The organism is Acinetobacter sp. CWB-G5, assembly GCF_019209785.1.
Taxonomy (GTDB): Bacteria; Pseudomonadota; Gammaproteobacteria; order Pseudomonadales; family Moraxellaceae; genus Acinetobacter; species Acinetobacter johnsonii.
In genome coordinates this window covers 175,067-198,533 of record NZ_JAHUTF010000001.1, presented here as the reverse complement: position 1 = coordinate 198,533, position 23,467 = coordinate 175,067, and the positions used below count along the sequence as shown (strand labels likewise).

The window sequence follows — 23,467 nt, the reverse complement described above, 5'->3', positions numbered from 1 at the left end:
TATGTGGCCTCAGATTATTTTTGCTGTTGTGACCATGATTGTATCGGTCGCAGTGTCTTTGATGATGATCAAAAATCAGAAGACACGGACAGTGGCGGGTGAGGTTGAAGCACCCAGCGTTGAATATGGGACACCAATCAAGGTAGTGCTCGGTTCACGCGATGTCGCGCCAACCTATACCTATTTTGGCGATCAAAAGGCGGTGGCTCTGAAAAAATGAAAATTTACATTCGACATATTCGGGCTGCTAAGTATTGCAGAAAAGAGGGCGTTAAGCCCTTTTTTGATGCCCACCATTGGGACTGGTCAGATTTCTTGGCCAATGGAATTGATGCCCAAAAACTGATTGATACACAAGATGCCATGGCTTTGAAAGTCGTTGAGATTGCACAGGAAGAACACAATGAGCGGTGGAAAAAAACAGACATACGCACATAAATACTATGCAGGTTGGCAAGCCGTTCTTGCCCATGCTGGGTGCTTTCTTCGTCGAATTTGGGTAGAAGATAAAGAAGCCTGGTATGGCGGCATGGGCAATGGCTCCAGCCGTATTGCGCAGCAAAATTTATTTGGTGGTACAGATGTGGGCGGTGGTGGCGGGCTAACGGGTAATTTTAATTATTATTCGGGTTCGCAAAACCAAATGCCAGATCCCTATTTAGAACAAAAGCTAGGCGTCGGTAATGTACCAGCTTCTCGCGGTGTTTGTTCATTTGTGTGGAAGCAAGGATACATTGGCACATCCAATTATATGAAGGATTGGAAGTACCGTCTTTCATATGTGAATGGAATCAAGCCGACCTTTATTGATGGGGTGACCAACATTGTGATCGCAATGGACAGTTCAATGTCTATGACACCTGAAGTGTTTAAGATTTTCACTTCAGGCGTTGCGCGCTTGATGTACCTGATTGCAGATTTGGTCGCTGTGTATGATGGTTCAACAGTCAATATTCGATTGATGTTCTTTGATAACGGATTACATGTTAAAGACTATCTCAACTTTCAAGAAACAGATGCACCCGATGCCGTGACATGGATTGAAGCGAAAACCCAAGTATCAGGCATTTCTATTTCGAGCATGATTAGCAATGCAGAGAGCTTTTTAAACATACATCAAACTGAGAACAGTCGGCGCATCTTTGTGCCAATGCATGATGGCCGTGATGTCACACCAGAAGTGATTGCACAGTTTCAGGCCATGTTTGATGACACAGCTGTGCACCAAACTCATACGGTATCCCGTGCTGACTTTGACTTCATCACTTTGAATAATTTGTTGATGCAAGCCGACAACACGCCTGAAGATAATGTGGATTTAGGCGCTTATGTACCTTGGGCGATTACCGATGATGCTGAAACGGTCTTCAATCTTGAATCATGGTTTGGGGTACGTTCAGGTGAGCCTGATATGAATCCAGCAGACATGCTGTGGACCTGTATCACCAACACAGCGTGGGGGATGGGTCAGCCAGAAGAGATGCTGGATAAAGACAGCTTTTTAAATGCATGGGCGGTGCTCAATCAAGAAGACATGTATATGTCGATTGTGTTTGATGATGAGGGCGAGATTGAGAAAATCATCGACTTGATCTGTGAGCACATTGATGCAGTGTGTACTGTAGACAGTCGCACCAATAAATGGGTGCTGACTCTGATTCGTGATGACTATATTGCAGATGACCTACTGATCCTAGATGAATCGAATGTCGGGAAGATTTCAGATTATGAAATCCGTACTGCAGCAGAGCAAATCAATCAGATCACCGTGACCTATTGGGAGAAAGAAACAGGCAAAGATGCCACGGTGACAGCACAAGATCCTGCACGTATTGCCCAAAATGGCTTGGTGAATAAGTCAGTGACTTATGATGGTTTTACCAATGCCAAGACTGCTTACACAGCTGCTGAGCGTGATTTAAAAGCACTTTCCAGTCCTTTAAAAATTGTGACTTTAAACAATGTCGATCCTGATACGGCATTACAGTTGAAAGAGGGTAATGCCTTTCAGTGGAATTGGGACGCACATGGTGTGGATGGGGCGGTGATGCGCGTCAATTCAATTGACTATGGGGATGACCACAACTTTGGGGCCACTATCGAAGCTATTGAAGATGTGTTTAGTACCCCGATGAACTCTGTAGTGCCTTATGTACCACCGTATGAGAATCCGGCCAATCAAGCGCCGCTTGATAATCCTCATGTCCGTGTACTTGAGCTTCAATACTATGATGCGACTCAATTCTCATCCGAATCGGAAGTGAATGCAGATCTTGCAGATGAGCCTACGCTGTCACGTGTTGCTGTGGTGGCTCCACGTGGCCAACAAAATGCCATGTCGGCTGAGATCTATGTGAATTCAGGTTCAGGCTATGCTTCAAAGGCAACTTTGGATTATTGCCCAAGTGCAGAATTAGCACAGGCTATTGGCAAAATGGAATCTACATTCGCTATTCGCAAAGTCGAGGATTTAGAAGAAATTAAGCTGGGTAAATGGATTTTGGTCAATGATGAGCATATGGCGGTGATCGCCATCAGTGAAACTGAAATTACAGTCAAACGTGGGGTGAACTATACCGTTCCGCAGGATCATGCAGCAGGTTCTATGATCTTATTCTGTGATGACTACATTGCACTGGATGAGACGGATTACTTTGCGGGTGAATCGCTCAATGTGAAGTCACTCACCAAGACGGGATCGGCACAGCTTGCGCTTGGATCAGCAACGGCACATGCAATCGAAATGGTGGGATTAGCTAACCAGCCTTATCCACCTGCGAATGTGAAAATCAATGGTGAGTATTGGCCAGATTTAGTGCGGGGCAATATCAATTTGTCTTGGGCTCACAGGAATCGATTGCAGCAAACTGGCGGTGATTTTATAGGGTGGTTTGAAGCTGGGGTGGTTTTGGAGTTGGGTGTTACATACCAAATCAACTTGTATAACGTCAATAATGAAGTACTGGTTTCAAAAACAACAGCATCAAATTCTATCGTCATCGATCAAGAAGAGTTTACTGCTTTAAATGTACGTCTAGAGATTGTTGCGCTACGCGATGGATTCCAATGTGTTCAGAAATTTGAGCATAGTTTTGTAGTTGAATCCGCATTAAATCAATTGAAGTTTACTGATAATTACGTACGCCCAGTTGGAAATAACGTGATTTTGAAATTTAAGGATTGAAAAATGGCAATTAAATTCATTAATGGTTTTGAGTTATATGATGGCTCCCCGTTAAAGATGATAAATCAATTTAATACGGAAACAGGGCTGAATAGTTTAAGAAAGCCAGTTACTGGTTATAACTTTGCGCACAATAAAGATTCAGCGGTTATTCAAGTATTATCGACAAACAGTTGGGCCGCCATGATGCTTAAAAAAACCAATGGTGTGGCGGTAGAGCTTGCTATGCGTATACGCTACATTTCTAGAGATGTGGTTTCTATGGGATGGTCTACTTCACTGTTATTTTCAAACACCGACCAACCATCAAATAGTGTCAATTTACAAATTAATTTGCCGGAATCAGGAAGCTCTTCAATAACATTCAGTCTCACTAAAGTGATTGCTAATGTTGTAACCACATTAGCCTCATCATCAATAACGGCAACAGAAGTAGTCACATCGACAACAGATTTTTTGTTGAGATTAAGAAAAGAGGGGAATGTTTTCAAGGCAAAAGCTTGGCTAGATGGGACATCAGAGCCTTCAACTTGGTTGCAGTCAACAGTTACTGAGGCTGCTGGTTTTAATAATGGGGGTATTTTATTGGCTGGTGGGGCGCAGCACGTCATTATCAAAAGTATTGCAATTGCAGATGCGGGTGAAACAGCACCATTAAGTATTATTGGCGGAAATAGAAATGTGGCGGGGCCCTTAAAAAAACCAGATGACACAATCGCTTCAGGATATTTAGTCCGTTTATATCATAAGGATTCTGGAGTCATGCTCGGAGAGCAGTTTACTGATGCTAATGGGCTATATTCTTTTAGTATTCCTGTATTAGAGTCCGAACTTGTTCAGATGATCGGTGTAGATAATATCGGTGAAGTCTGGAAACCACCGATTCATGAAACATATCCAATTTTATAACGCACCCAACTAGGGTGCTTTTTTATTGCCAAAAATTAGGAGTGGTCTATGAATGACCCATTAAGCATCAAGGGCCTACCATGGCTTTTCAAAATTATTGCAGCAGTGGTTGGGGCAATCTTTGCCCTTACATTAAGTGGTGATATCGACACTGAAGGACGAATCAAAATCACTTTGGGTGTGATCATGAAATTCACCTTTAGTGTTGCAATTAGTTTGTATGGTGGTTCAGCATTCATTGAATACTATGGTTGGAATGTCTATTCGCATATGACGCAGGGTTTTGTGATGCTAATCTTTGCGATTTTTGGAATGTTGTTAATTGGCATCTGGTATCAAGCAATCCAGCTATTACGTGGTAAAACCATTGGTGAGTTAATTTTCGAAATTCGTTCAGCTTTTAAAGCAATGTTTAAGTGAGTAAGTGAAAAATGAAACAGATATTTGATTTTTTAAGAAAGATCAGTGGAGGGACGCTTACTCAAAAACAAGTTGATGCTGCTAATCGATTGATTGCCACAGCTACAGATGTATCAGTGGCTGATATGTTGGGTATTGCGATCGACCAGATGACCGTTAGTCCTTTTGGTGTGGATCTCATCTGTAGTTTCGAGGGTAAGCGACTTACTGCCTATGACGATGGGGTGGGAGTGTGGACGATTGGTTTCGGTACCACAGTTTATCCGAACGGCATTAAAGTCAAGAAAGGTGATACCTGCACGGAAGCACAAGCTAAGAAATACATGGCGCATGATTTAAAGAAGTTTGAAGCTGCTGTGAATAAGGCTGTCACGGTTCTGCTTAATCAAAATCAGTTTGATACCCTAGTTTCACTTGCCTACAACATTGGGACTAGTGCTTTTAGTCAATCAACTTTAGTTAAAAAGCTGAATGCCAATGATATTCGTGGTGCAGCAGATCAGTTTGATGTATGGGTGAATGCAGGCGGTAAACGTATGCAAGGGCTTGTGAATCGTCGAAGTAAAGAAAAACAACTTTTCTTAAAATGAAGATAGCTCTTACTTTATTATTGCAGTGCATCTTGTTATCAGGTTGCACAGCACATTCGATTTCAACAAATGTTCATGTCTCTGTTTGTGTTCAGTGTGTGAATTAAGAAAGCCCTTGGCTGTAGGTACTTTCTTAAAAACTCTAATATAGAATGTAACTTTTACAAACCGACGTTATTAGATAAGCTACTTATGTATGAATAATTTAAAGCTAAGTGAATATGAGTATTTATAAAAATTTTTGCGTAGATTATTTTAGTGATACTAAATATGAAAAGATCACCATAGAAATTTCATATAAAGATCAGGTGCTTTGTCAGTTCAATAAAGATAAGGGTGATGACAACATTGAAATTGAATTTTTTCATGAATTTAGGGAATTACCTAAAGAAGTAGCGTTGAAATTTCCCTTGGATGAGTTTATTAGTCTGCTGAATGAACAAAAGCAGGCATTAATTTCTGCTTGATTCATAAATAAAGTGCTATACGAAATTTTTGAGATCAGATGTGTTCTCGCGTTTTAGTTTTTTTAGATACATTTTTCTAGAAGTAGAGCGCCGTGAGACACTCTACTTTTTTAGCTTAACTATAAAATGATTAATACTTATAACGAGTTATAAAAAGCCATTTTCTTGAACTAATTCTATAAATTCATCAACATTACTGTTGGGTATGTTTTTATACCAACCTATAATATTTGAAATATATGGTTTGATTTGGTCTTTGGTTAAAATGGTTTGTAGCTCGCCTCTATCCAAATCACCATGTTCATCAGGACCGATAAAAAATAGATAGCCATCAAACTTGTCTTTTATTCCATGATCTTGATCAGAATAAATATCCCATTTTTCTATTCCCCAATCTACATCACCGCCAATAGCCTCATTTTTAATAAATCTTTTAAAATCATCTATATGTATAGATTTTTCACTAAGCATATGAATTAGGCAATTTATTACTATAGAATTTTTATCCTCACTTAAATCATGTTTTGAGAATGGATCGTAGAGACTCATATAATTTCCTTTTAAATTATTTGTATTGGGTATAGAGGGAAGAGTTCATAAATTATTTACTGTGATTTTTCAAAAAATCATTACTTATCATCAGTGCCAGATGTCTGGTCTTTTGAGAATATTGTTTTTTATTCTTAGCAATATTTTCGATCAAATAAAAAATATCTTGATCTAGATACTCAGGTCGCTTCTGAAGCCAATTTAGAGCTAATTCAGGCCAATAGTTGGATACGCTTTCAGAAAGTGCAAAGAGTAATACTTTTTTCATATCATTTAATGTGTAAGTGTATTCTTTTAATCTATTTTCATCCATTTCTAATAGTAATAATCCGTCTCTTAAATCGTTCATTGCTAGCGCTCTACTTTACTGCTGTACATCCCTCTAAGTGAGAGCTTTCGTACAAGCATTTTATTTTAAATGGGTAACATGGGTGTTATGTTTTACTATAATTGAGATAAAAATAATCGTGTAAATACTCAAGTGGCTTATAAGCATAAAACAAAGTTTAAAAAACTTATGAAAAGATTCCAAATACTTACGAAAATAGGCAAAATACAGTGCTCTTAAAATTTAAAAAATTAGCTTTATTTTCAAACAAGGATTCATATGCTTCATAATAAAAGAAAATTATTACCCTTAGCTCTTTTATCTATTTTGTTAGCCGCATGTGGTGGTGGAGAAAGTAGTTCAACGACATTAGATACTTCCACACCAGAAAAACCTATTGTAGATACTTCCGTACTAAAACCAGACTTAGCACACGGCTATTTTGAAATTGAAAGTTCTGGTATTGCAAACAACTCAACCATTAAGTTTTCACCATTCCATACAAATAGTGTGATTGAGGCATCCGCTACTAACAATAATATGTGGGATTTAGAGGTTCTTACACCAAGCAATGAACTGTCTGCACATATTAATAATTTGGCCGGTCTTTATCTTAATCCTAAAGGCGATAAAGTTGGGGTTTTTAGCTATTCAGAGAATGATAAAGGATATTTGAAGGTTCAATGTCGAAACATATGTAGTGATACATTCACTTATAAATTTGAAAAGCAAAGTGATGGTAAAACTTATTTTGTTATAAGTGCGAATGGTTCTATATCGGGACGTTTAAATAATACTGATTTTGCATCAACTGCTAAAATTAAAGGCACTGTCAAGTTTGAAGTAGATTCTGCTTGGCCAGTATGGGATACCAAACGTTTTAATGAAAATCAGGCTCAATCAGACTTAGTCGTTAATGGGAAGCCAGCAAAAATACAAAGATTTATGGACTGGAATACTAGTTCTGTTTTAACTTTTACGACTGATAAAGCATACTATTTTAATTTTGATAATCCTATGAATCTTGATCACAACAGATTTATCTTAACAGAGGGAGATTATTTTAGTAATGAGCAGACTAAAGAAGTGTACATATACAAAGGATACTTTAACCGAGATTTTACCTTAAACACAGATTATGAAAATGGTCTAACCACTTTTAAATTCATCAATACTGCATTTACTAACCCTATTGAATACGTTGCCTCTCCAGATTTGAACGTATCGGGAGGCTTTGTGAAAAAAATTCCTTATGGTCAGGTTATTGCAGGAGATGAAACTTTTAAAATTGATGAGACAGTAGCAGCAGTTGTATATGCAGAAAATGAAAGTAAATATTTTCGCTTTATGAGTCGGAACAATCAGTCTGATCTCCAGTTCACAGTGAAATACGATACCATTACCAAAAAGGTAAATGTAGCGTATCAAAGACCTAAGAAAGGGCAGTTAAATGTGAATATTTACTTGAAATGGAATTGTAAATTGACGAATGATCATTGTACTGGTGTAACAGTTAATGAGGCGGATGGAACAATCGAATTTAACAATGCGCAGCTTGATGATGGTCGTATAATAAATGGCAAGTTTGGTCATTTAGGCGTAAATGACCTTGTAAGTTGATAAGTTATTAACTTTTATTTTTTTTAATTTTAAAGCCTAGACTCTGGTCTAGGCTTTTTTTCGTATAACAGCCATTATGCTAAATGGGGTTTCAAAAGCCACTCATAGATGACATTAATTTGATGCTGTATAGCATCTATTAAATGAGGTGAATTTTCGATTGTCCATGTTTCATCGCACCAGTCACAAGCATCATAGAGGTCACCTATCCATTCCAGATAGTACGCTATGTTATTTTTAAGTCCTCTTGGAGCATCAAGGAACCCACTTTCTAAATTATTAAAAATTGTACATAGTTTAAGAGGGCTTAAATTACCATTTTTATAGTCAACCAAAACATCCAAAAAGAACTTAGCTGCCAATATTTCAGCTTCTAAACAATTAAATGAAAATTCAGAATCTTTTGTCTGTATTACATTTAGTAATAGCGGTTCATAATTAGGATATATCTCTAGTAATTCAACAGGAATACTTTCATTATTCTCAACATATTCAATTAATTTTTTTATCGTTTCTGAGTGAGAATATTCTCCATAATAAAGTTCTATGTATAACGCTTTTAATGTCATTGATTAATCCAAATGATTCTTTATTTTCTCTAAAACCAACATAATACACCTTATACGAAATACTTGGAATTTTCTTATAAGCATCAATATTTAATATGAAACCATGGTAGGGTTCAGCGCACTATCATGGTTTCTTTGTCATTAATTCACGTTCCTTGCGCGAAACTTAATCAAATTGACTAAAACAAAACTGCAGCGCTTATGAGTAAAACTAAACCAATAATTGTTAGGTAGCTAGCCAGTTTATTTAATTTTTCGCCTTCTGTTTTCTTACGGAAAAGTTTTGATAGCGGATAATTCTTAACGGGTAACTGACACCATGGATACCAAAAGCATAGAAAGCCCAAAGTTCTCAGGATGCCTTGTAAACTAACAGATTCATATAAAGCTATCATGCTAATTCCAACGCAGAACAACCCTAAAAGAAATCCAAACCAAGACTTGATGAGGCGGGTGTCGTTAAAGTTTGTTGATAAATCGGTCATATTATATTTTATAAAGTGTTATTAAGAATCATTATTAATAATATCAGATTAGCTATGTTTTTAAAAAATAATTATTATCTAGATGGTTCAGGATTTTGCATAAGTAGAGCGCCGTGAGGCGCTCTACTTGTTTAGTTTCAGATTAAAATTACTAGTCTTTATTGCATTTAGCATCTTTACCTAGAGCACGGATTTTATCTTGCTCTAAACGTTTATTTAATACATTTTGATTTGCATTGTCCGTTAATAGACTACCTCGAATTGTATAGAGGGTAAGCTTCGATGTATTTGAATCAATAGGCGTAATGGTTGTCTTAAAGATATAAGTCCCATACGGTGGTCTGCCGTAAAAGGTCCCGATGCTGTTTTCACGATCCAAATTAGCATCAATTTTTAAGGAATCATTCAAAGTTCGGTATTCCATACACTTGACGTATGCTTGCTTTAAATTTGCATACGATTGTACATAATCCAAAGGAACTTCTATTGAACCACCACCATTAATTGATTTCGTTACTAATTCAGCGTCTGAAGTGGGTAGCATCATACGGACGCAACCTTGTAATGCTAAAACAGAAACCAACAGCCCCAAAGTACTTCCAAACTTAATAAACTGATACACGTTTGAAATTCCCATGCTCAATACCTTGAATGATTCGTTTTTTAACTATAATTGATTCAGGTTCATTAGGCTTGAACTTTGAATCGACTTCATATTCAGCAATGAAAACCTGTGCTTTGCCATTAGGGATTCTGTCTACCCCAATTACATAGTCTTTATTTGCTTCTAAAGTTACATTCTTAATCTCTGTGAAATAGCTGTGACTTCCAACACCACTTACAAAAACAAGGTCATGTTGTCCGACCGGTAATTTTAACTTTGATTGAGAATAATCAAATCTTGTCATGGTCGTTGAAGGGCTGAGCATAGAGTTTTCAATAAACTTTACACGTTTTTGATCAAAGTTGTAGAGGGTATAAGGGTATGCACTTAGTGAACCAGATCCTTGAAAAAATTCGTATGGAATGGTTTTTATAGTTGCATATTGTTCAGCAGAGCTGACAAGTTGATTGGTATATGCTTCTCGCTTTTCTTCAATTGATGCTTTTGGCGATACGTTTAAATAACGTACTTCATCAGGTATGTGTAATGGCAACATAGATACAGATTTTTTATTATCTGCAGTTGTAACAACCTGGCATCCAGAAAGGAAGCCAAAAAGTCCTATAAGTAAAAGTGGTTTTATTTGCATTATCATGAATCCAAAATTAGTCATATTTTTTGGTGTGAATAATTTACTTAAAATATATGACCACTTAAATACATTAGATTACATTTAAATCTAATAGGTTAAATTGCGAGCGATATAAGCGGTTGTATTTTTAAAACCATCTATTTTTTCTTCTTAGGACATTTCTTACCATTTCCACCCGGTAAGCAATCACATGCTTGACCATCGCCGTCGCGGTCTAAACTTTTCCAGCCTGTTTGTCCTGATTTTTTGCGTTGTTCATACCATTTCTGTGCTTGCTGTTGAGTAGAAAAGTCAGCGCATTTTTTTGCATAAACTTGAATGGAAGTGAACCCCAAAACTAAAATAAGTAAAAATTTCATAAATTATTTTAAAGTCATAACATTAGCCGAAGTCTAACAACTCTCAGCGTACTTGCTCAATGAATCTAGTTAGAAAGTCTAATAAAAGTGAATTTGGTTGACAGATATTAAATATAGCAATAAATTTTGGTTGACAGATGTTGGAATTAGCAATAAATTGATTTTAACCCAACATTTCACTATTTATTGCGGATATTTTTTATGGAATGGCGTCATCCTTCTTCATTCGAACCACAGCTCACCGATGAGGTTATAGGCTTCATTGCTCAGCATATGTTAGATATTTATAAAGATATTCTTGATGTGCTTAGTACAGAAGATGATTCAAACTATGGCCGTGGTACTAGTATTTTTGACCGTACTCGCAATCGTTTGTTAACTTTAATCATGAAACAACAGTGCCCAGTAGATGTTCACTTGGTCAATGGTTCTTTAAAATTTATTTTCCAAATTGGTCATGCAACTATTCGGTTTTTAAAAGATGATTTTGAGAATCCGAAGAAAAAGAAATACTTCATGCAACAACTGCAAAGTTTGAGCTTATTTCCACTTGATGACCTACAACCCCACTATTGGCGTTTTATGCTTAATGAGCCAAAAACATTTGATGATGAGCCTTTGGTTGTATTCGCTGGTTATAATTTAGCAAATGAAGTAGTTGCATACTGGGATTCTAGTAGCATTGCCGGTACGAATTATATTCACCTAGATGAGCCTGAAACACCAACTTCTGTGGAATTGGGTTCTCCATTGGTTGAAGATCCAGATATGGATAGTGAAGATGACGACGATTCCGAAGCTGTAAACAACTAATTGTAAGATGACTAGCCATGACAACACAGTTTAATGGCTTGGAACTAAAACTTCTTAGACAATTTTATGAATTATCTTTAGAAGACTTAGGTAGCAAGCTGGACTCTGACTATACACGTCAATATCTTCATAAAGTTGAAACTGGGCAGACTCTACCCAACGATCAATTTATTGACAAAGTGGCGCATTATTTTAATGTGCCACAGTCTTTTTTTATGCAACTAAAACCTGTGCTACAGGAAGATCAAATCCATTTTAGAAGTAACCGTACCGCGAAAGTTTCTTTTAAGCAGATCGTTATCGCTAGAGGCGAATATATAAAGCGATTAACTGAATATTTGGATTTAAAACTCAGATTGCCTAAATATGATATTCATACTTCGGATGATGGGCCAATAGCACAGAATCCAGTAATTGAGCTTATAGCTGAGCAGTGCCGTGAAAAATGGGGTTTAGGTTTAGGGCCAATTAGTAATATGGTTCGGCTTTGCGAAACTCACGGCATTATCGTGACAACATTTTCTTCTATATCTAAAGAAGTAGATGCCTTATCTTTAGCTACAAAACGTCCAATTTTTGTGCGTAATGAAGCAAAAGAAAGTATATGTCGCCAGCGTTTTGACTTGGCTCATGAACTTGGTCACCTTGTACTTCATGATGGTATCGTCACTGGAGATCGACTAACAGAATCACAAGCCAACCACTTTGCTTCTGCTTTACTAATTCCTCAAGTAATGATGCGTACGCATTTTCCGACTTGGTACAAAAATGGCCGTTTTAACTGGTCTAAGTTGAGTGAATTTAAACAGACTTGGAAGGTAAGTAAGGCTGCAATTTTGTACCGAGCTAAGCAATTGGGTTTATTAACTCAAGAGCAATACACAAGTGGTGTGATTTACCTAAAAAAAACAGGTGAGGGCATTACTGAAAAAGAAGATCATTTGATCCCTAAGGAGAAGCCTGAGCTCCTTCAAGCCTGCTTTGCTATGCTCGCAAAAAAGAAAATTTTTGCAGAGGACATAGCTCTAGCTTTGGATGTGAATGTGGGTTTTCTTGAAAATTTGGTTGGAATGGAAATTCCAAGAAAACCAAGAATTTTAAGAGTATTGGAAAGCGCCTAAAGGCGCTTTTTTAAATTTTATTGAGGGAAATAATTCTCAAGACTAATAGCCATGCATAAAAAGTATCAATACGATTAATTGAATTATCATTTAATAGGCCATGTGCGACATTGTTTCTTAAATTAAAACCAATATTTTCAGTAAAAAGAGCCTTAATCTCAAATATTGTATTTTCGTCAAACAATTGGCTTACCTCAGGCTTTTGCATTAATGAACTTAAACTTATTTCATTTTGAACAGATGTTTCCTTGTCATATACGATTGTTGAAACTCCCAAGGTTTTAAGCTGCACTCTAACTAAATTTTCTAATTGTGGTGCAAGAATATGTATTGCTTCACAAAATTTAAAGTTAAATCCATAACCTATTCCTAGTTTAAATAACTCTTTGCGATCTTCAGGTACAAGTGCTGAATTATCTATTAAATCAGAGATGAAATTTTCATTAATTTCATTTTTGAATTTATTTATTATAAAATTAAATGCAGGAAAAATGCTTGAGAAAACATGATAAGTAAAAAGTTGATTAAACCAGAAAAATTTCCTATAAGTTAGATAATTTTTTATCAAGTCTTCGTTATCTAATGTTTCAGGTCTTTGTGGGCTATTGTGTATTATTCTCCCATCTGCTGAATATGCTGTTTCATGAGTAAATAAATGTGCGAAAAATGAAGGTTCTTTTAAGTCTTTTTCGGAAAAACTTTTTAAAGTGGAAAAGAAAAAAGTATTTTTTTGAAATAAGAAGAGTTGGTTCAAGGAGTCTATCAAATTTAATTTTTTTATTCTATTTATACTTAAGTTAACTTCTTCCGTAATATCTATTTTTTCTCCTTGATTTTTATTTATCATATTAATTACATCCTTACCAGCAAGTAAGATTTTCTTATTAAGAATGTTTATTGTATTATCAAAATCTAATAAAGAACGTTGCTTTTTTGATATTTTACATTCAAGAATTCTTTTTAAATCTATAAGATAAGTATGCTCTTTAGCAGTAGGTTGAGTTTCTTCTATAATTTTTTTTATTCCATTGAGTAAAGTCATCGCGCCTTTATCACTGTATCCTGTTTTCATATAGATATCATAACATCTGATAAATATATATTTTTTGTCATACATTGGATTTAGAGATTCGCTACCTTGTATGAATTTTAGAATAATTTCCTCGCAATCATTTTTCTTAAAATAGTCAAAATCATTTAACAACATGGCCATTGTTATAAGTATTTGGAATTCTTCGAAGTCATTACATTCTATGATTGTTTGGTATATTTTTTTTGAAATATTTTCAAAAACTTTATTGTTTTTTGTTTGTTTTGCCAGAGTTAAAGCACGTCTAAAAAATGATGGTGTATCTGTCATAGCCCAAGAACTAATAGTTAAAGGTATCGCAGAATAACTTTCTAATGCTAATTGACTATTTTCATATTTTTTTTCTCTGTTTGTTATAAATTTTAAGTCATATAGTCTAGCTCTCAATGCAGGTGAATTAATTGAGGAAATTAATTCATTACTTAGGTTAAATATTCCATTAAAATAATCATCTATATTTTCACCTGTCTTTTGGTGCGTTACGGATCCATCTTTAACTATAGGTTTTTTAACCAAATAAGGTTCACTCTTTTTCTCTGCATCTAGACTTATGGTTTGAATGATTGTTTTTATTGCTTTTAAATCATCATGTATATTATTTTTATACTCTAGGTTACCTATTTCCCACTGTATATCATCTAAAAGTGCAAATTTAACATCGGTTTCAATGATTTTGTTGAGTTGCTCGATATGTTTCATAATTTCCCCTTATGTAATAATTAATAAAATTTAATCTCAAAAACTCTCACTCTTAGGAGTAGAGTCTTAGGTAATATCTACAAAAAGTAAGCGTGACTTACTCTTCATTATTTTTTTTATGTAAATTTTGCATATATTCATCAGTGATATGATCTTCAACTCTTAACCAACCGAGACTACCTTCACCATTGTCGACAACATCAATATGATTATCACCTTGGTAAACAACAACTTCCTTATTAAAAAACTTTAATGAATTCCAAAAAGAAGAACCACTTAACACTTCAAGTGAAAGATGAATGTCATCTCGAAGTTGGCTAAGGTTTTGCGTGTAATCTAGGCTAAGGTTATTTAAAAGCTTGCCATAAACAACACGTTTTTTACCATTTTTTAAATGAAATATCTTAACTTCAGAACGTGGGGAGGCTGAACTTTCATTTCTTAAAAAACTTTCTTCCAACCTAGCAACAATATCCGCATTCATAGAGCGGTTGTGTTCTTTTGCTGATTCAACGATCTTATCTTTAAGATCTTGAGTCATACGCATTTTGTATTCAACATCTGCTAGATTTTTACCCATATCTATTTCGCTTGCAAAAATTCAATTTATTAAATTTATAATAATATCCCTAGTAGGGATTGACAAGAGGTTGTTATAAGAATAAATTTAAAAAATATCCCTAGCAGGGATATAAAAACGCCCCGAATAATCTTGGCGGATCACGGGGCGAGTTACCAATCATTTTCGAGAATAATTGATATGAACAGTCTATCATTTAATACAATACAATTTCATCCAATTCAGCGTAACGATAATCAAATTTGGATTACATCATCGGAACTTGCTCGAGCTTTAGGATATGCACGCGAAGATTCAGTCTCACGTATTTATGATCGTAGGTCTGATGAATTTACTTCCGATATGACAACGACCGTCAAATTGACGGTCGTTAGATCTACAGGTTCAGTTGAAATGGATAATCGTCTTTTTTCTTTACGCGGTTGTCATCTCATCACATTCTTTGCCCGAACCGCAGTAGCCAAAGAATTCCGCAAATGGGTACTCGACGTACTGGAAAAAGAAGTCCTGCAACAGCAAATCGACACTCGAGTAAAAATCAACGCAGAGCAACAAGCCATACTTAAAGAAATCGTCGACCGACGTTGTGAGGGCAGTACAAAGAAACGCACCGAACTCTGGGCCAGACATAACAAGCACTTTCGTATTCCACGTTATAGCGAACTTTTGGCCATGCATTTTCAAGACGCTGTGGACTACCTAGAAACCATGCAGATCAAAGCAAAAGGGGATATTCATATAGATGAAAACCAATCTATAGAAATGCTCTGTGGTCACGCTCGGCTGTTTCAAGCATGGTGGAATACCCATAGCCCAACATTGGCCAAGCTAAATCCGCAACTGGTTTATATGTTGCATGATAATATGTTCTCTATGAGCTATGCCATATCGGATCTATGCAAAAAGTACAATGTAGAACTGCCAGCTTATGACTATCAACATATGTTTGAGCTAAAGACCTTTCCGCACCAAAGATACAATTTATTGAAGTGAAAATGACCGCCTGAAAGGGCGGTTTTTTATGTCTAATGCTCGAAGACAGCAGGCCAACTTTTAAGACAAAATACCAATGAGCAATTTAAGGCAAAAGCCCAAAAAAGCTGTAGAGAAATGATGCTCTAAGTTATTGATTTTATTGGGTCTAGTTTGGTAAGAAAGTGACTAAAATACGCTCAAAAATAAGCAATGAAATTGTTATATTTTAAAGGCTTATGTCGGGTTTTGACTTCATCTTGACATCGTAGAGGTCTCCAGTTCGAGTCTGGATATACCTACCAAGATATATATTGAGTAAAATCAATATTTTAAGGGGAGTATTGAAACGATATTTCCCTGTTTTTATTGTCAAATAGGTCAGCTTTGGGGAATCAAAATACCCAAAATTTGCATTAAAAACTGCTTTATATTTCGCTTTCGGGCGCCATTTTGAGATGGTCGTATGTATCTCAAGATGGATGGCGCCCGTTTTCGGCACCAAATATTGAGAGTTTATTAATATGCAAAAACCTGTCAAACGCGGCAACGCCTGGCGCATCCAAGTCAAATACAAGCATCTTCGTGATGCCGCAACTAAAGATACCTCACAAGAATGTATTCAATGGGCGCACAAGCGACTCATGGAATTACAGCTTGAGTATGAGAAGCAGCTCAAAAATTTAGATAAACCCCAGTACACCGTAAAGCAGCTATTTAATATCTATTACGAAAAAATTGGTCAGTTTACTAAAAGCAAAGTCTACATCAAAAATCACATCAAATATTTAGAACGGTATTACGGCAAACTGACCGAATACTCTATTTATGATCTCACTCCAAAGCTAATTACTGAAAATAGAGAAAGACGACTGCAGTATGTGAAAGCAGGGACGATTCATAAAGAAATGAGCCTTGGATCTTCTGTTTTCACATTTGCTGTACGTGAACTATTTTTACTACCTTCAAATCCATTCAATTTGGTTAAGAAGCCAATTAAACCACCTGCAAGAAAGAACCGTATAAGCCAAGATCAAATCGAAAAGGTATTGGTGGGTTTAGATAACTATGAAGAAGGTATGGTGCCGAAAACACCAGCACATTATGTAGCTTGGAGTTTCTTATTTGCACTTGAAACTGCTATGCGTAAAGGTGAGATATTAGGGATTGAAAGCCAACATGTCTTTCCTGATTATGTTCACTTGCCCGATACGAAGAATGGTATCTCACGTGATGTCCCGTTAACGACAAAGGCAAGAGCGCTATTGGATCTACTGCCTAAGCGCGAAGGGTTACTGGTCAAACACAACTCCAATTCGTTTAGATTGCTTTGGCAGCGTAATTTAAAGCGTGTCGGACTTGCTGGAGCATTTACGTTCCATGATTCACGTCATGAAGCCATTACACGCTTTGTGAATAAACAAAAATTGCCTGTTGAGATATTAGCTAAGTTGACTGGGCATAAAACCATTGGGGTTCTTGTGAACACATACTACAACCCAACGGCTTCTGAGATAGCAAAAATGCTAAATGCTGCTTAAGATATGCCCCATTGAATGGGGCTTTTTATTATGCAAATTTCTGATTTATCATTAAATGAATTAACAACAGTAATTTTGCGTGAATTTTCTTCAGAGAGGAGATCGGGCCCTGATATTGTAAAACTATTTAATTATTTAGGCTTCAGTGATGATTATTGGGAGTTGAATAAAAAAGGGGAATTTGGTAGTAGAAGGGACTTTACAAATAAAAAGCTTGCTGAGATAAATGGAACTTTTAAATTAATTTCCTTGATCGAGATTTTGGTTGATGATCGCCAAACACAAAATCCTGATGAGATTGCATGTGAACTCAATAAAATATTGAAACATGATGGTTTATTGCTTTATAAAAATGAGAATGAAATCTATAAAATTGGTGGAAAATCTATTCAAGAGGATTTACAGCTCAAGCCTGTTTTTGAAAAAATAGAGAAAGAAATAATAGAACATATCAAAACTAGTAAGTATTCCGTATGGGTTGCGGTAGCATGGATTACTTCTAAGCCGATAGCTGAGGCACTTTATAGGCAACATCAAAAAGGGGGTAACATAAGAATTATAGTGAATGATGATAGTTTGACTGAAAGCAAGGGAATACGCTTTGAAAAATCTGAGATCGAATACTATAAAGTCTCACCTAAAAATGGCAATTTCAATAATTTAATGCATCATAAATTTTGTGTTATTGATTTCAAAAAAGTTATTACGGGTTCTTTTAATTGGACTGTGAAAGCATCATTTAATAATGAAAATATAACTGTGATTGAACAAAAAGATCAAGCTGAGAAATATGCGGACGAATTTATAAAGCTCATCAAAGATTTACCAAGAAGATAGAGAGCACTAAGCCCCCATTTTTTTAATTTTTACGCCGTGCTCCACGTTTAGAAGCCATCACGTTGAAATTTTCTAAGATGGGCATTACCTCTCTGGGATCATATAGATGCTTGTTATCGTCACCTTTATTAAAAGCACCAATCTTTTCAATAATGGTTTTACGAGAAAGGTTAAAACGCTGCGCTAGCCATGCTGCAGTTACTCGATTCGGGAATTCCTCTGCTTTAAGTTCAAGAACCTTACCAACATTTGGAATAGTGTCATGTAGGAAGACTTGCGGCGGATGTTCTGCTTCAACAATAACAATATATTTATTCATACCCATTTTATTATCCTGTGAAACTGGTGTTCTTATGAAATGATCACAGAGGGTCAGCTATATGATCACTTCACAAGAACACCAGAATAAAAACTTAAGATGCACATTATCAAAATATTTTAAAAAAAGATGAGAAAAGTTTAAAAAAACAAAAAAAAAGTTTATTTTTTAATTTATTATATCAGTAAAATAATCTTAAGTTTGTTTAGGTGGATATTCATTAAATTAGAAATGGTTTTTTGTAAAGTGATTTATTAGAAAATATTATTATAAAATAAGAGAATTGAATTTTTAGAAACGCACACTGCTAAGCCGACCTAAAAAGGTCGGCTATTAACGCATGCTGCTCTTTCTGTTAGTTTTTTAATTATTTACTCATCGTAAATTTTAAATGGGTTGTTTAAGTTGAGTAAAATTGAATTCTTTTTGTTGTTAAATTCTCTTCCAGTTTCTGAAATATTAAATTCATTTATCTCTTCAGTGTTAAATGATTTTCTATCAAAATAATCATGCATTAAATAGAGTTTCATGATCTCAAATAATATTTCGATTGGATCATCATCATTATTATTTAATTTAAGAAGCGACAATAATGTCCCACCAATAAAAAATTTTTGATGATTATCCCTATTTCTCTTTTTAATATTTTGTTGCTTTTCTAAAGCATCATCCGTGGCTAAGATGTTTTGATGGATTTTTATTTTTATATTGTCAGGTAGTTTTGACATATAATTGTCTAACATTTTTTCAGCTAAAAAATAATGTTCAAGCACTGGTGGAACAACTTCTTTGATATAGCTGTAATCTAAAATATCCCGTTCTATTTTTGTAATATGATGATCATCTTTTTCTAAGATAAGCGTAAGTATTTCATTGTATTTGATTCTTCTATTTATATATTGATAGGTTTTCTTGAGCAAATATTTTTCTTTATCACTAAGTTCTCCTAATTTTTTTTGTTCGATTAATTGAATGAGATCATAATGTGAACTTTCGAACGCAGGGTTATTCATTGCAAAATATTCGATTGAATAAATGTGATCTTGTGTTGTTAATGCTGTACGACTCATCGTGATATTTTCTCACTAAAAAAATAAAAAATGTATATCACATGTCAATTTTAAAACTTGAGAAAAGTTTAAATATTCAAAAAAAGTTCTACTTTTTTTCTGCTCTCTGTTAGTCCTGCTAGTTTGGCTGTTAGTTTTACTGTTAGTGGTGAGGGATAAAAATCATTTTTTGCGAATGCAAAAAAAAGATTTTTATCTCGTCTCCGTGTTCATTAAAATTTTCTGAAAGAAAATTTTAATGAACACTACTACTCGTCCTGCGGAGCACTTTTATTTTTTTAAGTTATTGTATTTAAATGATATTATTTATTGAATATTGGGAAAAGCACTTGAGATGATTAAAAATCACACAAACGTCTGTTACACGTTAAAAATTGGGGTTGTTACATGTTTTTTTGCTTAAATTTTGTTCGGTGTTACACGTTAAAACTGGGGGTGTTACACGTTAAAAGTACATACATTTATGATGCTGATATATTTTATATAAAAAAAATCGCATTATTTTTCATTTTCTGCATCAAACGAATAAAATTTTTGAATAATTTTATATGCTCCATTTTCTTTATTTGAAATTGGATTTGTATATGTATTATTTTGATTTACGTCATAATGTCAAAGAACTAAAAATTCAGCATAAAAATTTGCGTAGAGACAAATTTAGACATTCTTCAGAACTCGGTTATCACTACATTACGCGAACATTATATTTTTCAACGCATAAACAAGATATTGAAGAGCTTGAATATACAGCATCAGCCAATATGCCAATCTGGGCAGCTGATAGCCCCGAAGTATTTTGGAATGCAGCAGATCAATATGAAAGTATCAATGGGCGAACATCTACACATATTACCGTGGCTTTACCCAAAGAACTTGATTGTATGCAACGTATTGAATTGTCGAATCAACTTATATATGAATTCTGCGGTCAATATCAGATGCCATATAGTTTTGCAATTCATAATCATGTTTCAACCCTCGATGGGCGTTATGAACAACCGCATTTGCATTTATTATATTCTGAACGAAGTATTTATGATGGCATTGAACGAACACCAGAACTGTATTTTCAAAGACATTGTCCAAAAAATCCTGAGAGAGGCGGTGCCAAGAAACTAACAGCAGATGTAATTGGGCTCGGTCGTCATCAAATTAATCATTATCGAAAAATAACAGAAAATGTCATAAATAAATTTTTAAAAGAATATGCACCAGTTAAAGAAGTGGAGATCTACGGAATTAAGTTGCAAGTCGAAAATAAGGTCTCATGTTTATCGAATGAAGATTATAACAAAAAAAATGGGACAAATTTAAAAGATGTTCCGCAAATACCTCGACATTATTTGCATAGTAAAGATCCGGATATTCAAGAAAAAATTAAAATGGTTAGACAAATAGTTAAAGAGATTCGAGAAGCGAACTTATATGAATTACATCAAGCTGAGTATCAGCTTGAATTGTCCAGAAGAAATCAGTATCAATATGAAAATAATGATATTGCTCAGAAGCCTAAATCTAATGATTTCGACTTCTAATTTATTTTGATTGTCTGGCTGAGTCATAAGTAAGTTCAATCTGAATAAGTTGAACTTGCTCACTTGATTAAATAGCTGTCGATTTGTAATTGCTCAAGTGGATGCCATTGATATCGCTCCTGACCACAAAAGGATTGTTTGATGTAGGCAATATGTCGAATCACGTGTTTCTGCTGTTTGAGTAAATTTTGGATGCGCTGATCTGCATAATGAATATCAACGCGCTGCTGCAAGAGCGCTTGATAAAAATGACGATAATCCGTATTCATATTTTGGAGTATTTCACTTGTAGCGATCGGGGAGAGTGGCTGAATCAATCCTTGTGCCGTCGTATGTTCTGAGATTACAAGGTTTGGCTGTGCGGAGCATTTCTCTGATTTTAAGGACTGCTCGTGTGTAATCGCCTGATCTTTGAGAGTGTGAAACGCCTGTTGAATTGACAGCGTTAGCGTATCAGCTTGGGTGTCTTCAGCAGGATGTACACTGCTTATGGACTTTGAATCTGTTGTCTTTGCCGTTTGAGTAGACGATTGCGGTTGAGCTTGAGTTTCAGTATTCGGCTGGATCAATTGTTTTAACTTTCGATAGTTAATTGAATAAAAATTGGTTTGGAGCCATTTATTTTTTGAGAGCTTTTTAATCACTAAAATCTCCGCTTGTTTTAATTTAGCGACGATCCGTTTAATGGTGGAGACACTATAGATCCCGAGGGTTTGTTGCCATTGTTCATAACTATGGAACCAATACTTTTTTCCTTTGTGGACTTGAGCATCACTTTTTTCTAAGCAGTAATGCAGCTTTTGTAAAAAAGTCGCGGCTGCGACGCCATACGCTTTTGCAAGCGTAGGCGAAGCAATTAAAGGGTAGTCAGAGGGAGCCAGCAGAATATGCTGATTATGCTTCATAACGTGCTCCCAAAAGACGCTCAGCACGTTCAATCAGGTTTTGACGTTGATGGGTGCGGAATGCCCAGAGCGATGGGGTATGATTATTTTGATTGAGTTTTGCGACTTCAGCGATTTGTTCATCATTCATCTGGCGCATACATTGACGAATAATTTGGTGCGCATGTTCAAGCTCGGTCAACAAGGAGTCTGCAGTATCGAGTGCTTGATAAAGATGGGTTAGACTTTGACGCTGGGGATTTGAAATGCTTTTGCCAAGTTCAACAATCAGTTGAGAGGCTTGTTTTTTAGATGTGCAAGTGTATGCACCATGAAAAGTAGCGTTCATAGCAGTAGTCCTAGATAAGTTTTAAATACTTACCAGCATCACTTTCCTACGGTGATGGTGGCAGTTTAACAGGAGTAGGAAATACTGAATCTAGGATCAGCCAACCTTACGGTTGTCCTGCCAAACTGCCATAGCGACTGCTAAAACAGTAGGCAAAAAAATAGCCGCGAGTGCGACATTAATTTGCACCTAGATTGTATCAGGTTTCCTACGCCTGAACACAGATTTTGCTGTGTCCTATAAGCTTATCTGCGTATCCCGTGAGCTGTCAACGCTGTATTTGATTATTTTTACAAAACGCAACATTTCATTAATTCATTGATTAAGCTTTAGTTATTGGGGAAGTCTGACGGCTGGGTTTACCTATGATGAACAGGAGTATGTCGTTTGATACGGCAGGGCTTTTCTTCAGATCTACTTAAAAAAAGTGAATGTTTGGAGAAGATCTATTCAATCATTTTATTCATTTATTTTATTACAGAAGAGCAGTTCATTTTAGACCGATCCATAGCATCAAAATCAGCCCATCGATGGTTTTAATTTGAGCTTATGGGTGAAATCAACAACTTAACTGAATTTATTCAAGCCGATCATGTGAATTTTATCGTATCGCGAAATTGACTAAAGCGCTGGATAAATCTAATATGAGCTCGCTGGCCTACATTGCCAGTCGGTTTTAGCAGACCGATTCATCTAGCACATAAGGTTTATATTTTTGGATATAAACTGAATGTGGGAATCTTCACGTCCCCCTTTTTTTCTATGGTAGGACGGAAGGGGGACACTTTCGGGTGTGCTGATTCCTAGATGATCAGTCTGCTAACCCCTTTTCGTTCTGCCACCATTATTTAGCAGTAATTTGGTAGAACTTCTATTACATCTAGGAGCTTCTCATGCTGTATCCATCTATTCTTTATTGTG

26 protein-coding genes are annotated in these 23,467 nt (G+C 35.7%); 14 read left to right on the top strand and 12 right to left on the bottom strand.

Annotated elements, in window-relative coordinates; translation table 11 throughout:
- The first annotated feature begins 1 nt into the window (after position 1).
- The 7 genes from KVY11_RS00945 to KVY11_RS00915 all read left to right on the top strand — a co-directional run bounded on the left by KVY11_RS00945 (position 2) and on the right by KVY11_RS00915 (position 5,570).
- Positions 2 to 220, top strand: a complete 219-nt coding sequence (locus KVY11_RS00945; protein WP_094148325.1) for a hypothetical protein — start codon at positions 2 to 4, stop codon at positions 218 to 220.
- The gene (locus KVY11_RS00940; RefSeq protein WP_218287738.1) at positions 217 to 438 is read left to right on the top strand and encodes a hypothetical protein; all 222 of its coding nucleotides are present in this window, start codon (positions 217 to 219) and stop codon (positions 436 to 438) included. The genes KVY11_RS00945 and KVY11_RS00940 overlap by 4 nt, the downstream gene beginning before the upstream one ends.
- A complete protein-coding gene (locus tag KVY11_RS00935; RefSeq protein WP_218287736.1) occupies positions 404 to 3,184 on the top strand; it encodes a hypothetical protein in 2,781 nt (926 codons plus the stop codon). The genes KVY11_RS00940 and KVY11_RS00935 overlap by 35 nt, the downstream gene beginning before the upstream one ends.
- A 3-nt stretch (positions 3,185 to 3,187) precedes the next feature.
- The gene (locus tag KVY11_RS00930) at positions 3,188 to 4,093 is read left to right on the top strand and encodes a hypothetical protein (protein ID WP_218287735.1); all 906 of its coding nucleotides are present in this window, start codon (positions 3,188 to 3,190) and stop codon (positions 4,091 to 4,093) included.
- Positions 4,094 to 4,141: 48 nt separating this feature from the next.
- Positions 4,142 to 4,513, top strand: a complete 372-nt coding sequence (locus KVY11_RS00925; RefSeq protein ID WP_218287734.1) for a hypothetical protein — start codon at positions 4,142 to 4,144, stop codon at positions 4,511 to 4,513.
- Positions 4,514 to 4,524: 11 nt separating this feature from the next.
- Positions 4,525 to 5,103: a lysozyme gene (locus tag KVY11_RS00920; protein ID WP_218287733.1), complete on the top strand. Its 579-nt coding sequence runs from the start codon at positions 4,525 to 4,527 to the stop codon at positions 5,101 to 5,103.
- Between the two features lie 221 nt (positions 5,104 to 5,324).
- Positions 5,325 to 5,570: a hypothetical protein gene (locus KVY11_RS00915; protein ID WP_218287731.1), complete on the top strand. Its 246-nt coding sequence runs from the start codon at positions 5,325 to 5,327 to the stop codon at positions 5,568 to 5,570.
- A 147-nt stretch (positions 5,571 to 5,717) separates the two neighbouring features.
- Here KVY11_RS00915 and KVY11_RS00910 read toward each other — a convergent pair whose 3' ends face one another.
- Both KVY11_RS00910 and KVY11_RS00905 read right to left on the bottom strand, forming a co-directional pair.
- Positions 5,718 to 6,119 (bottom strand): hypothetical protein, encoded by a 402-nt coding sequence (locus KVY11_RS00910; protein WP_218287730.1) that lies wholly within the window; start codon positions 6,117 to 6,119, stop codon positions 5,718 to 5,720.
- Between the two features lie 52 nt (positions 6,120 to 6,171).
- A complete protein-coding gene (locus KVY11_RS00905; protein ID WP_218287728.1) occupies positions 6,172 to 6,468 on the bottom strand; it encodes a hypothetical protein in 297 nt (98 codons plus the stop codon).
- A 258-nt stretch (positions 6,469 to 6,726) separates the two neighbouring features.
- On the opposite strand from KVY11_RS00905, the gene KVY11_RS00900 reads away from it, so the two are divergent.
- Positions 6,727 to 8,067: a hypothetical protein gene (locus KVY11_RS00900; protein ID WP_218287726.1), complete on the top strand. Its 1,341-nt coding sequence runs from the start codon at positions 6,727 to 6,729 to the stop codon at positions 8,065 to 8,067.
- 74 nt (positions 8,068 to 8,141) lie between these two features.
- On the opposite strand, the gene KVY11_RS00895 is transcribed toward KVY11_RS00900, so the two are convergent.
- From KVY11_RS00895 to KVY11_RS00880, 4 genes are all read right to left on the bottom strand, one after another.
- Complete coding sequence (locus KVY11_RS00895; protein ID WP_218287725.1) at positions 8,142 to 8,636, bottom strand: hypothetical protein; 495 nt, start codon at positions 8,634 to 8,636, stop codon at positions 8,142 to 8,144.
- Between the two features lie 636 nt (positions 8,637 to 9,272).
- Entirely contained in the window at positions 9,273 to 9,758 is a 486-nt protein-coding gene (locus tag KVY11_RS00890) for a hypothetical protein (RefSeq protein ID WP_218287724.1), read from the bottom strand.
- On the bottom strand, positions 9,727 to 10,374 hold the full coding sequence (locus KVY11_RS00885; RefSeq protein WP_218287723.1) for a hypothetical protein: 648 nt from the start codon (positions 10,372 to 10,374) through the stop codon (positions 9,727 to 9,729). The genes KVY11_RS00890 and KVY11_RS00885 overlap by 32 nt, the downstream gene beginning before the upstream one ends.
- 140 nt (positions 10,375 to 10,514) lie before the next feature.
- Complete coding sequence (locus KVY11_RS00880) at positions 10,515 to 10,736, bottom strand: excalibur calcium-binding domain-containing protein (protein ID WP_067666639.1); 222 nt, start codon at positions 10,734 to 10,736, stop codon at positions 10,515 to 10,517.
- A 201-nt stretch (positions 10,737 to 10,937) separates the two neighbouring features.
- Between KVY11_RS00880 and KVY11_RS00875 the strand changes: the two genes are divergently transcribed.
- Positions 10,938 to 11,549: a hypothetical protein gene (locus KVY11_RS00875; RefSeq protein ID WP_218287721.1), complete on the top strand. Its 612-nt coding sequence runs from the start codon at positions 10,938 to 10,940 to the stop codon at positions 11,547 to 11,549.
- A gap of 17 nt (positions 11,550 to 11,566) precedes the next feature.
- Positions 11,567 to 12,670, top strand: a complete 1,104-nt coding sequence (locus KVY11_RS00870; RefSeq protein ID WP_218287720.1) for an XRE family transcriptional regulator — start codon at positions 11,567 to 11,569, stop codon at positions 12,668 to 12,670.
- A gap of 10 nt (positions 12,671 to 12,680) precedes the next feature.
- Here KVY11_RS00870 and KVY11_RS00865 read toward each other — a convergent pair whose 3' ends face one another.
- Positions 12,681 to 14,459: a DUF4209 domain-containing protein gene (locus tag KVY11_RS00865; RefSeq protein WP_218287719.1), complete on the bottom strand. Its 1,779-nt coding sequence runs from the start codon at positions 14,457 to 14,459 to the stop codon at positions 12,681 to 12,683.
- Between the two features lie 97 nt (positions 14,460 to 14,556).
- Positions 14,557 to 15,039 (bottom strand): Arc family DNA-binding protein, encoded by a 483-nt coding sequence (locus KVY11_RS00860; protein ID WP_218287717.1) that lies wholly within the window; start codon positions 15,037 to 15,039, stop codon positions 14,557 to 14,559.
- A 180-nt stretch (positions 15,040 to 15,219) separates the two neighbouring features.
- Between KVY11_RS00860 and KVY11_RS00855 the strand changes: the two genes are divergently transcribed.
- From KVY11_RS00855 to KVY11_RS00845, 3 genes are all read left to right on the top strand, one after another.
- Complete coding sequence (locus KVY11_RS00855) at positions 15,220 to 16,032, top strand: BRO family protein (RefSeq protein WP_218287715.1); 813 nt, start codon at positions 15,220 to 15,222, stop codon at positions 16,030 to 16,032.
- Between the two features lie 503 nt (positions 16,033 to 16,535).
- Entirely contained in the window at positions 16,536 to 17,552 is a 1,017-nt protein-coding gene (locus KVY11_RS00850; RefSeq protein WP_218287714.1) for a site-specific integrase, read from the top strand.
- A 30-nt stretch (positions 17,553 to 17,582) separates the two neighbouring features.
- The gene (locus KVY11_RS00845; RefSeq protein WP_218287713.1) at positions 17,583 to 18,389 is read left to right on the top strand and encodes a phospholipase D-like domain-containing protein; all 807 of its coding nucleotides are present in this window, start codon (positions 17,583 to 17,585) and stop codon (positions 18,387 to 18,389) included.
- A gap of 22 nt (positions 18,390 to 18,411) precedes the next feature.
- Here the strand turns inward: KVY11_RS00845 and KVY11_RS00840 are convergent, their stop codons facing one another.
- On the bottom strand, positions 18,412 to 18,708 hold the full coding sequence (locus KVY11_RS00840) for a hypothetical protein (protein WP_110974796.1): 297 nt from the start codon (positions 18,706 to 18,708) through the stop codon (positions 18,412 to 18,414).
- A 371-nt stretch (positions 18,709 to 19,079) separates the two neighbouring features.
- Complete coding sequence (locus tag KVY11_RS00835; protein WP_218287712.1) at positions 19,080 to 19,778, bottom strand: hypothetical protein; 699 nt, start codon at positions 19,776 to 19,778, stop codon at positions 19,080 to 19,082.
- A 584-nt stretch (positions 19,779 to 20,362) separates the two neighbouring features.
- Here KVY11_RS00835 and KVY11_RS00830 point away from each other — a divergent pair.
- Positions 20,363 to 21,313: a MobA/MobL family protein gene (locus tag KVY11_RS00830; RefSeq protein WP_218287710.1), complete on the top strand. Its 951-nt coding sequence runs from the start codon at positions 20,363 to 20,365 to the stop codon at positions 21,311 to 21,313.
- A 59-nt stretch (positions 21,314 to 21,372) separates the two neighbouring features.
- Here the strand turns inward: KVY11_RS00830 and KVY11_RS00825 are convergent, their stop codons facing one another.
- Positions 21,373 to 22,218, bottom strand: a complete 846-nt coding sequence (locus KVY11_RS00825) for a hypothetical protein (RefSeq protein ID WP_087014602.1) — start codon at positions 22,216 to 22,218, stop codon at positions 21,373 to 21,375.
- On the bottom strand, positions 22,208 to 22,546 hold the full coding sequence (locus KVY11_RS00820; RefSeq protein WP_010326922.1) for a hypothetical protein: 339 nt from the start codon (positions 22,544 to 22,546) through the stop codon (positions 22,208 to 22,210). Before KVY11_RS00820 ends, KVY11_RS00825 begins: the two co-directional genes overlap by 11 nt.
- Positions 22,547 to 23,467 lie beyond the last annotated feature (921 nt).

Bases quoted from the DNA above. Each gene is read 5' to 3' on its own strand.
- KVY11_RS00905 (WP_218287728.1), bottom strand. From the start codon at position 6,468: ATGAACGATTTAAGAGACGGATTATTACTATTAGAAATGGATGAAAAT.
- KVY11_RS00830 (WP_218287710.1), top strand. From the start codon at position 20,363: ATGTATTATTTTGATTTACGTCATAATGTCAAAGAACTAAAAATTCAG.
- KVY11_RS00850 (WP_218287714.1), top strand. From the start codon at position 16,536: ATGCAAAAACCTGTCAAACGCGGCAACGCCTGGCGCATCCAAGTCAAA.
- KVY11_RS00925 (WP_218287734.1), top strand. From the start codon at position 4,142: ATGAATGACCCATTAAGCATCAAGGGCCTACCATGGCTTTTCAAAATT.
- KVY11_RS00840 (WP_110974796.1), bottom strand. From the start codon at position 18,708: ATGAATAAATATATTGTTATTGTTGAAGCAGAACATCCGCCGCAAGTC.
- KVY11_RS00885 (WP_218287723.1), bottom strand. From the start codon at position 10,374: ATGCAAATAAAACCACTTTTACTTATAGGACTTTTTGGCTTCCTTTCT.
- KVY11_RS00890 (WP_218287724.1), bottom strand. From the start codon at position 9,758: ATGGGAATTTCAAACGTGTATCAGTTTATTAAGTTTGGAAGTACTTTG.
- KVY11_RS00875 (WP_218287721.1), top strand. From the start codon at position 10,938: ATGGAATGGCGTCATCCTTCTTCATTCGAACCACAGCTCACCGATGAG.
- KVY11_RS00855 (WP_218287715.1), top strand. From the start codon at position 15,220: ATGAACAGTCTATCATTTAATACAATACAATTTCATCCAATTCAGCGT.
- KVY11_RS00880 (WP_067666639.1), bottom strand. From the start codon at position 10,736: ATGAAATTTTTACTTATTTTAGTTTTGGGGTTCACTTCCATTCAAGTT.
- KVY11_RS00835 (WP_218287712.1), bottom strand. From the start codon at position 19,778: ATGAGTCGTACAGCATTAACAACACAAGATCACATTTATTCAATCGAA.
- KVY11_RS00900 (WP_218287726.1), top strand. From the start codon at position 6,727: ATGCTTCATAATAAAAGAAAATTATTACCCTTAGCTCTTTTATCTATT.
- KVY11_RS00920 (WP_218287733.1), top strand. From the start codon at position 4,525: ATGAAACAGATATTTGATTTTTTAAGAAAGATCAGTGGAGGGACGCTT.
- KVY11_RS00820 (WP_010326922.1), bottom strand. From the start codon at position 22,546: ATGAACGCTACTTTTCATGGTGCATACACTTGCACATCTAAAAAACAA.
- KVY11_RS00940 (WP_218287738.1), top strand. From the start codon at position 217: ATGAAAATTTACATTCGACATATTCGGGCTGCTAAGTATTGCAGAAAA.
- KVY11_RS00910 (WP_218287730.1), bottom strand. From the start codon at position 6,119: ATGAGTCTCTACGATCCATTCTCAAAACATGATTTAAGTGAGGATAAA.
- KVY11_RS00915 (WP_218287731.1), top strand. From the start codon at position 5,325: ATGAGTATTTATAAAAATTTTTGCGTAGATTATTTTAGTGATACTAAA.
- KVY11_RS00895 (WP_218287725.1), bottom strand. From the start codon at position 8,636: ATGACATTAAAAGCGTTATACATAGAACTTTATTATGGAGAATATTCT.
- KVY11_RS00860 (WP_218287717.1), bottom strand. From the start codon at position 15,039: ATGGGTAAAAATCTAGCAGATGTTGAATACAAAATGCGTATGACTCAA.
- KVY11_RS00930 (WP_218287735.1), top strand. From the start codon at position 3,188: ATGGCAATTAAATTCATTAATGGTTTTGAGTTATATGATGGCTCCCCG.
- KVY11_RS00845 (WP_218287713.1), top strand. From the start codon at position 17,583: ATGCAAATTTCTGATTTATCATTAAATGAATTAACAACAGTAATTTTG.
- KVY11_RS00865 (WP_218287719.1), bottom strand. From the start codon at position 14,459: ATGAAACATATCGAGCAACTCAACAAAATCATTGAAACCGATGTTAAA.
- KVY11_RS00870 (WP_218287720.1), top strand. From the start codon at position 11,567: ATGACAACACAGTTTAATGGCTTGGAACTAAAACTTCTTAGACAATTT.
- KVY11_RS00935 (WP_218287736.1), top strand. From the start codon at position 404: ATGAGCGGTGGAAAAAAACAGACATACGCACATAAATACTATGCAGGT.
- KVY11_RS00945 (WP_094148325.1), top strand. From the start codon at position 2: ATGTGGCCTCAGATTATTTTTGCTGTTGTGACCATGATTGTATCGGTC.
- KVY11_RS00825 (WP_087014602.1), bottom strand. From the start codon at position 22,218: ATGAAGCATAATCAGCATATTCTGCTGGCTCCCTCTGACTACCCTTTA.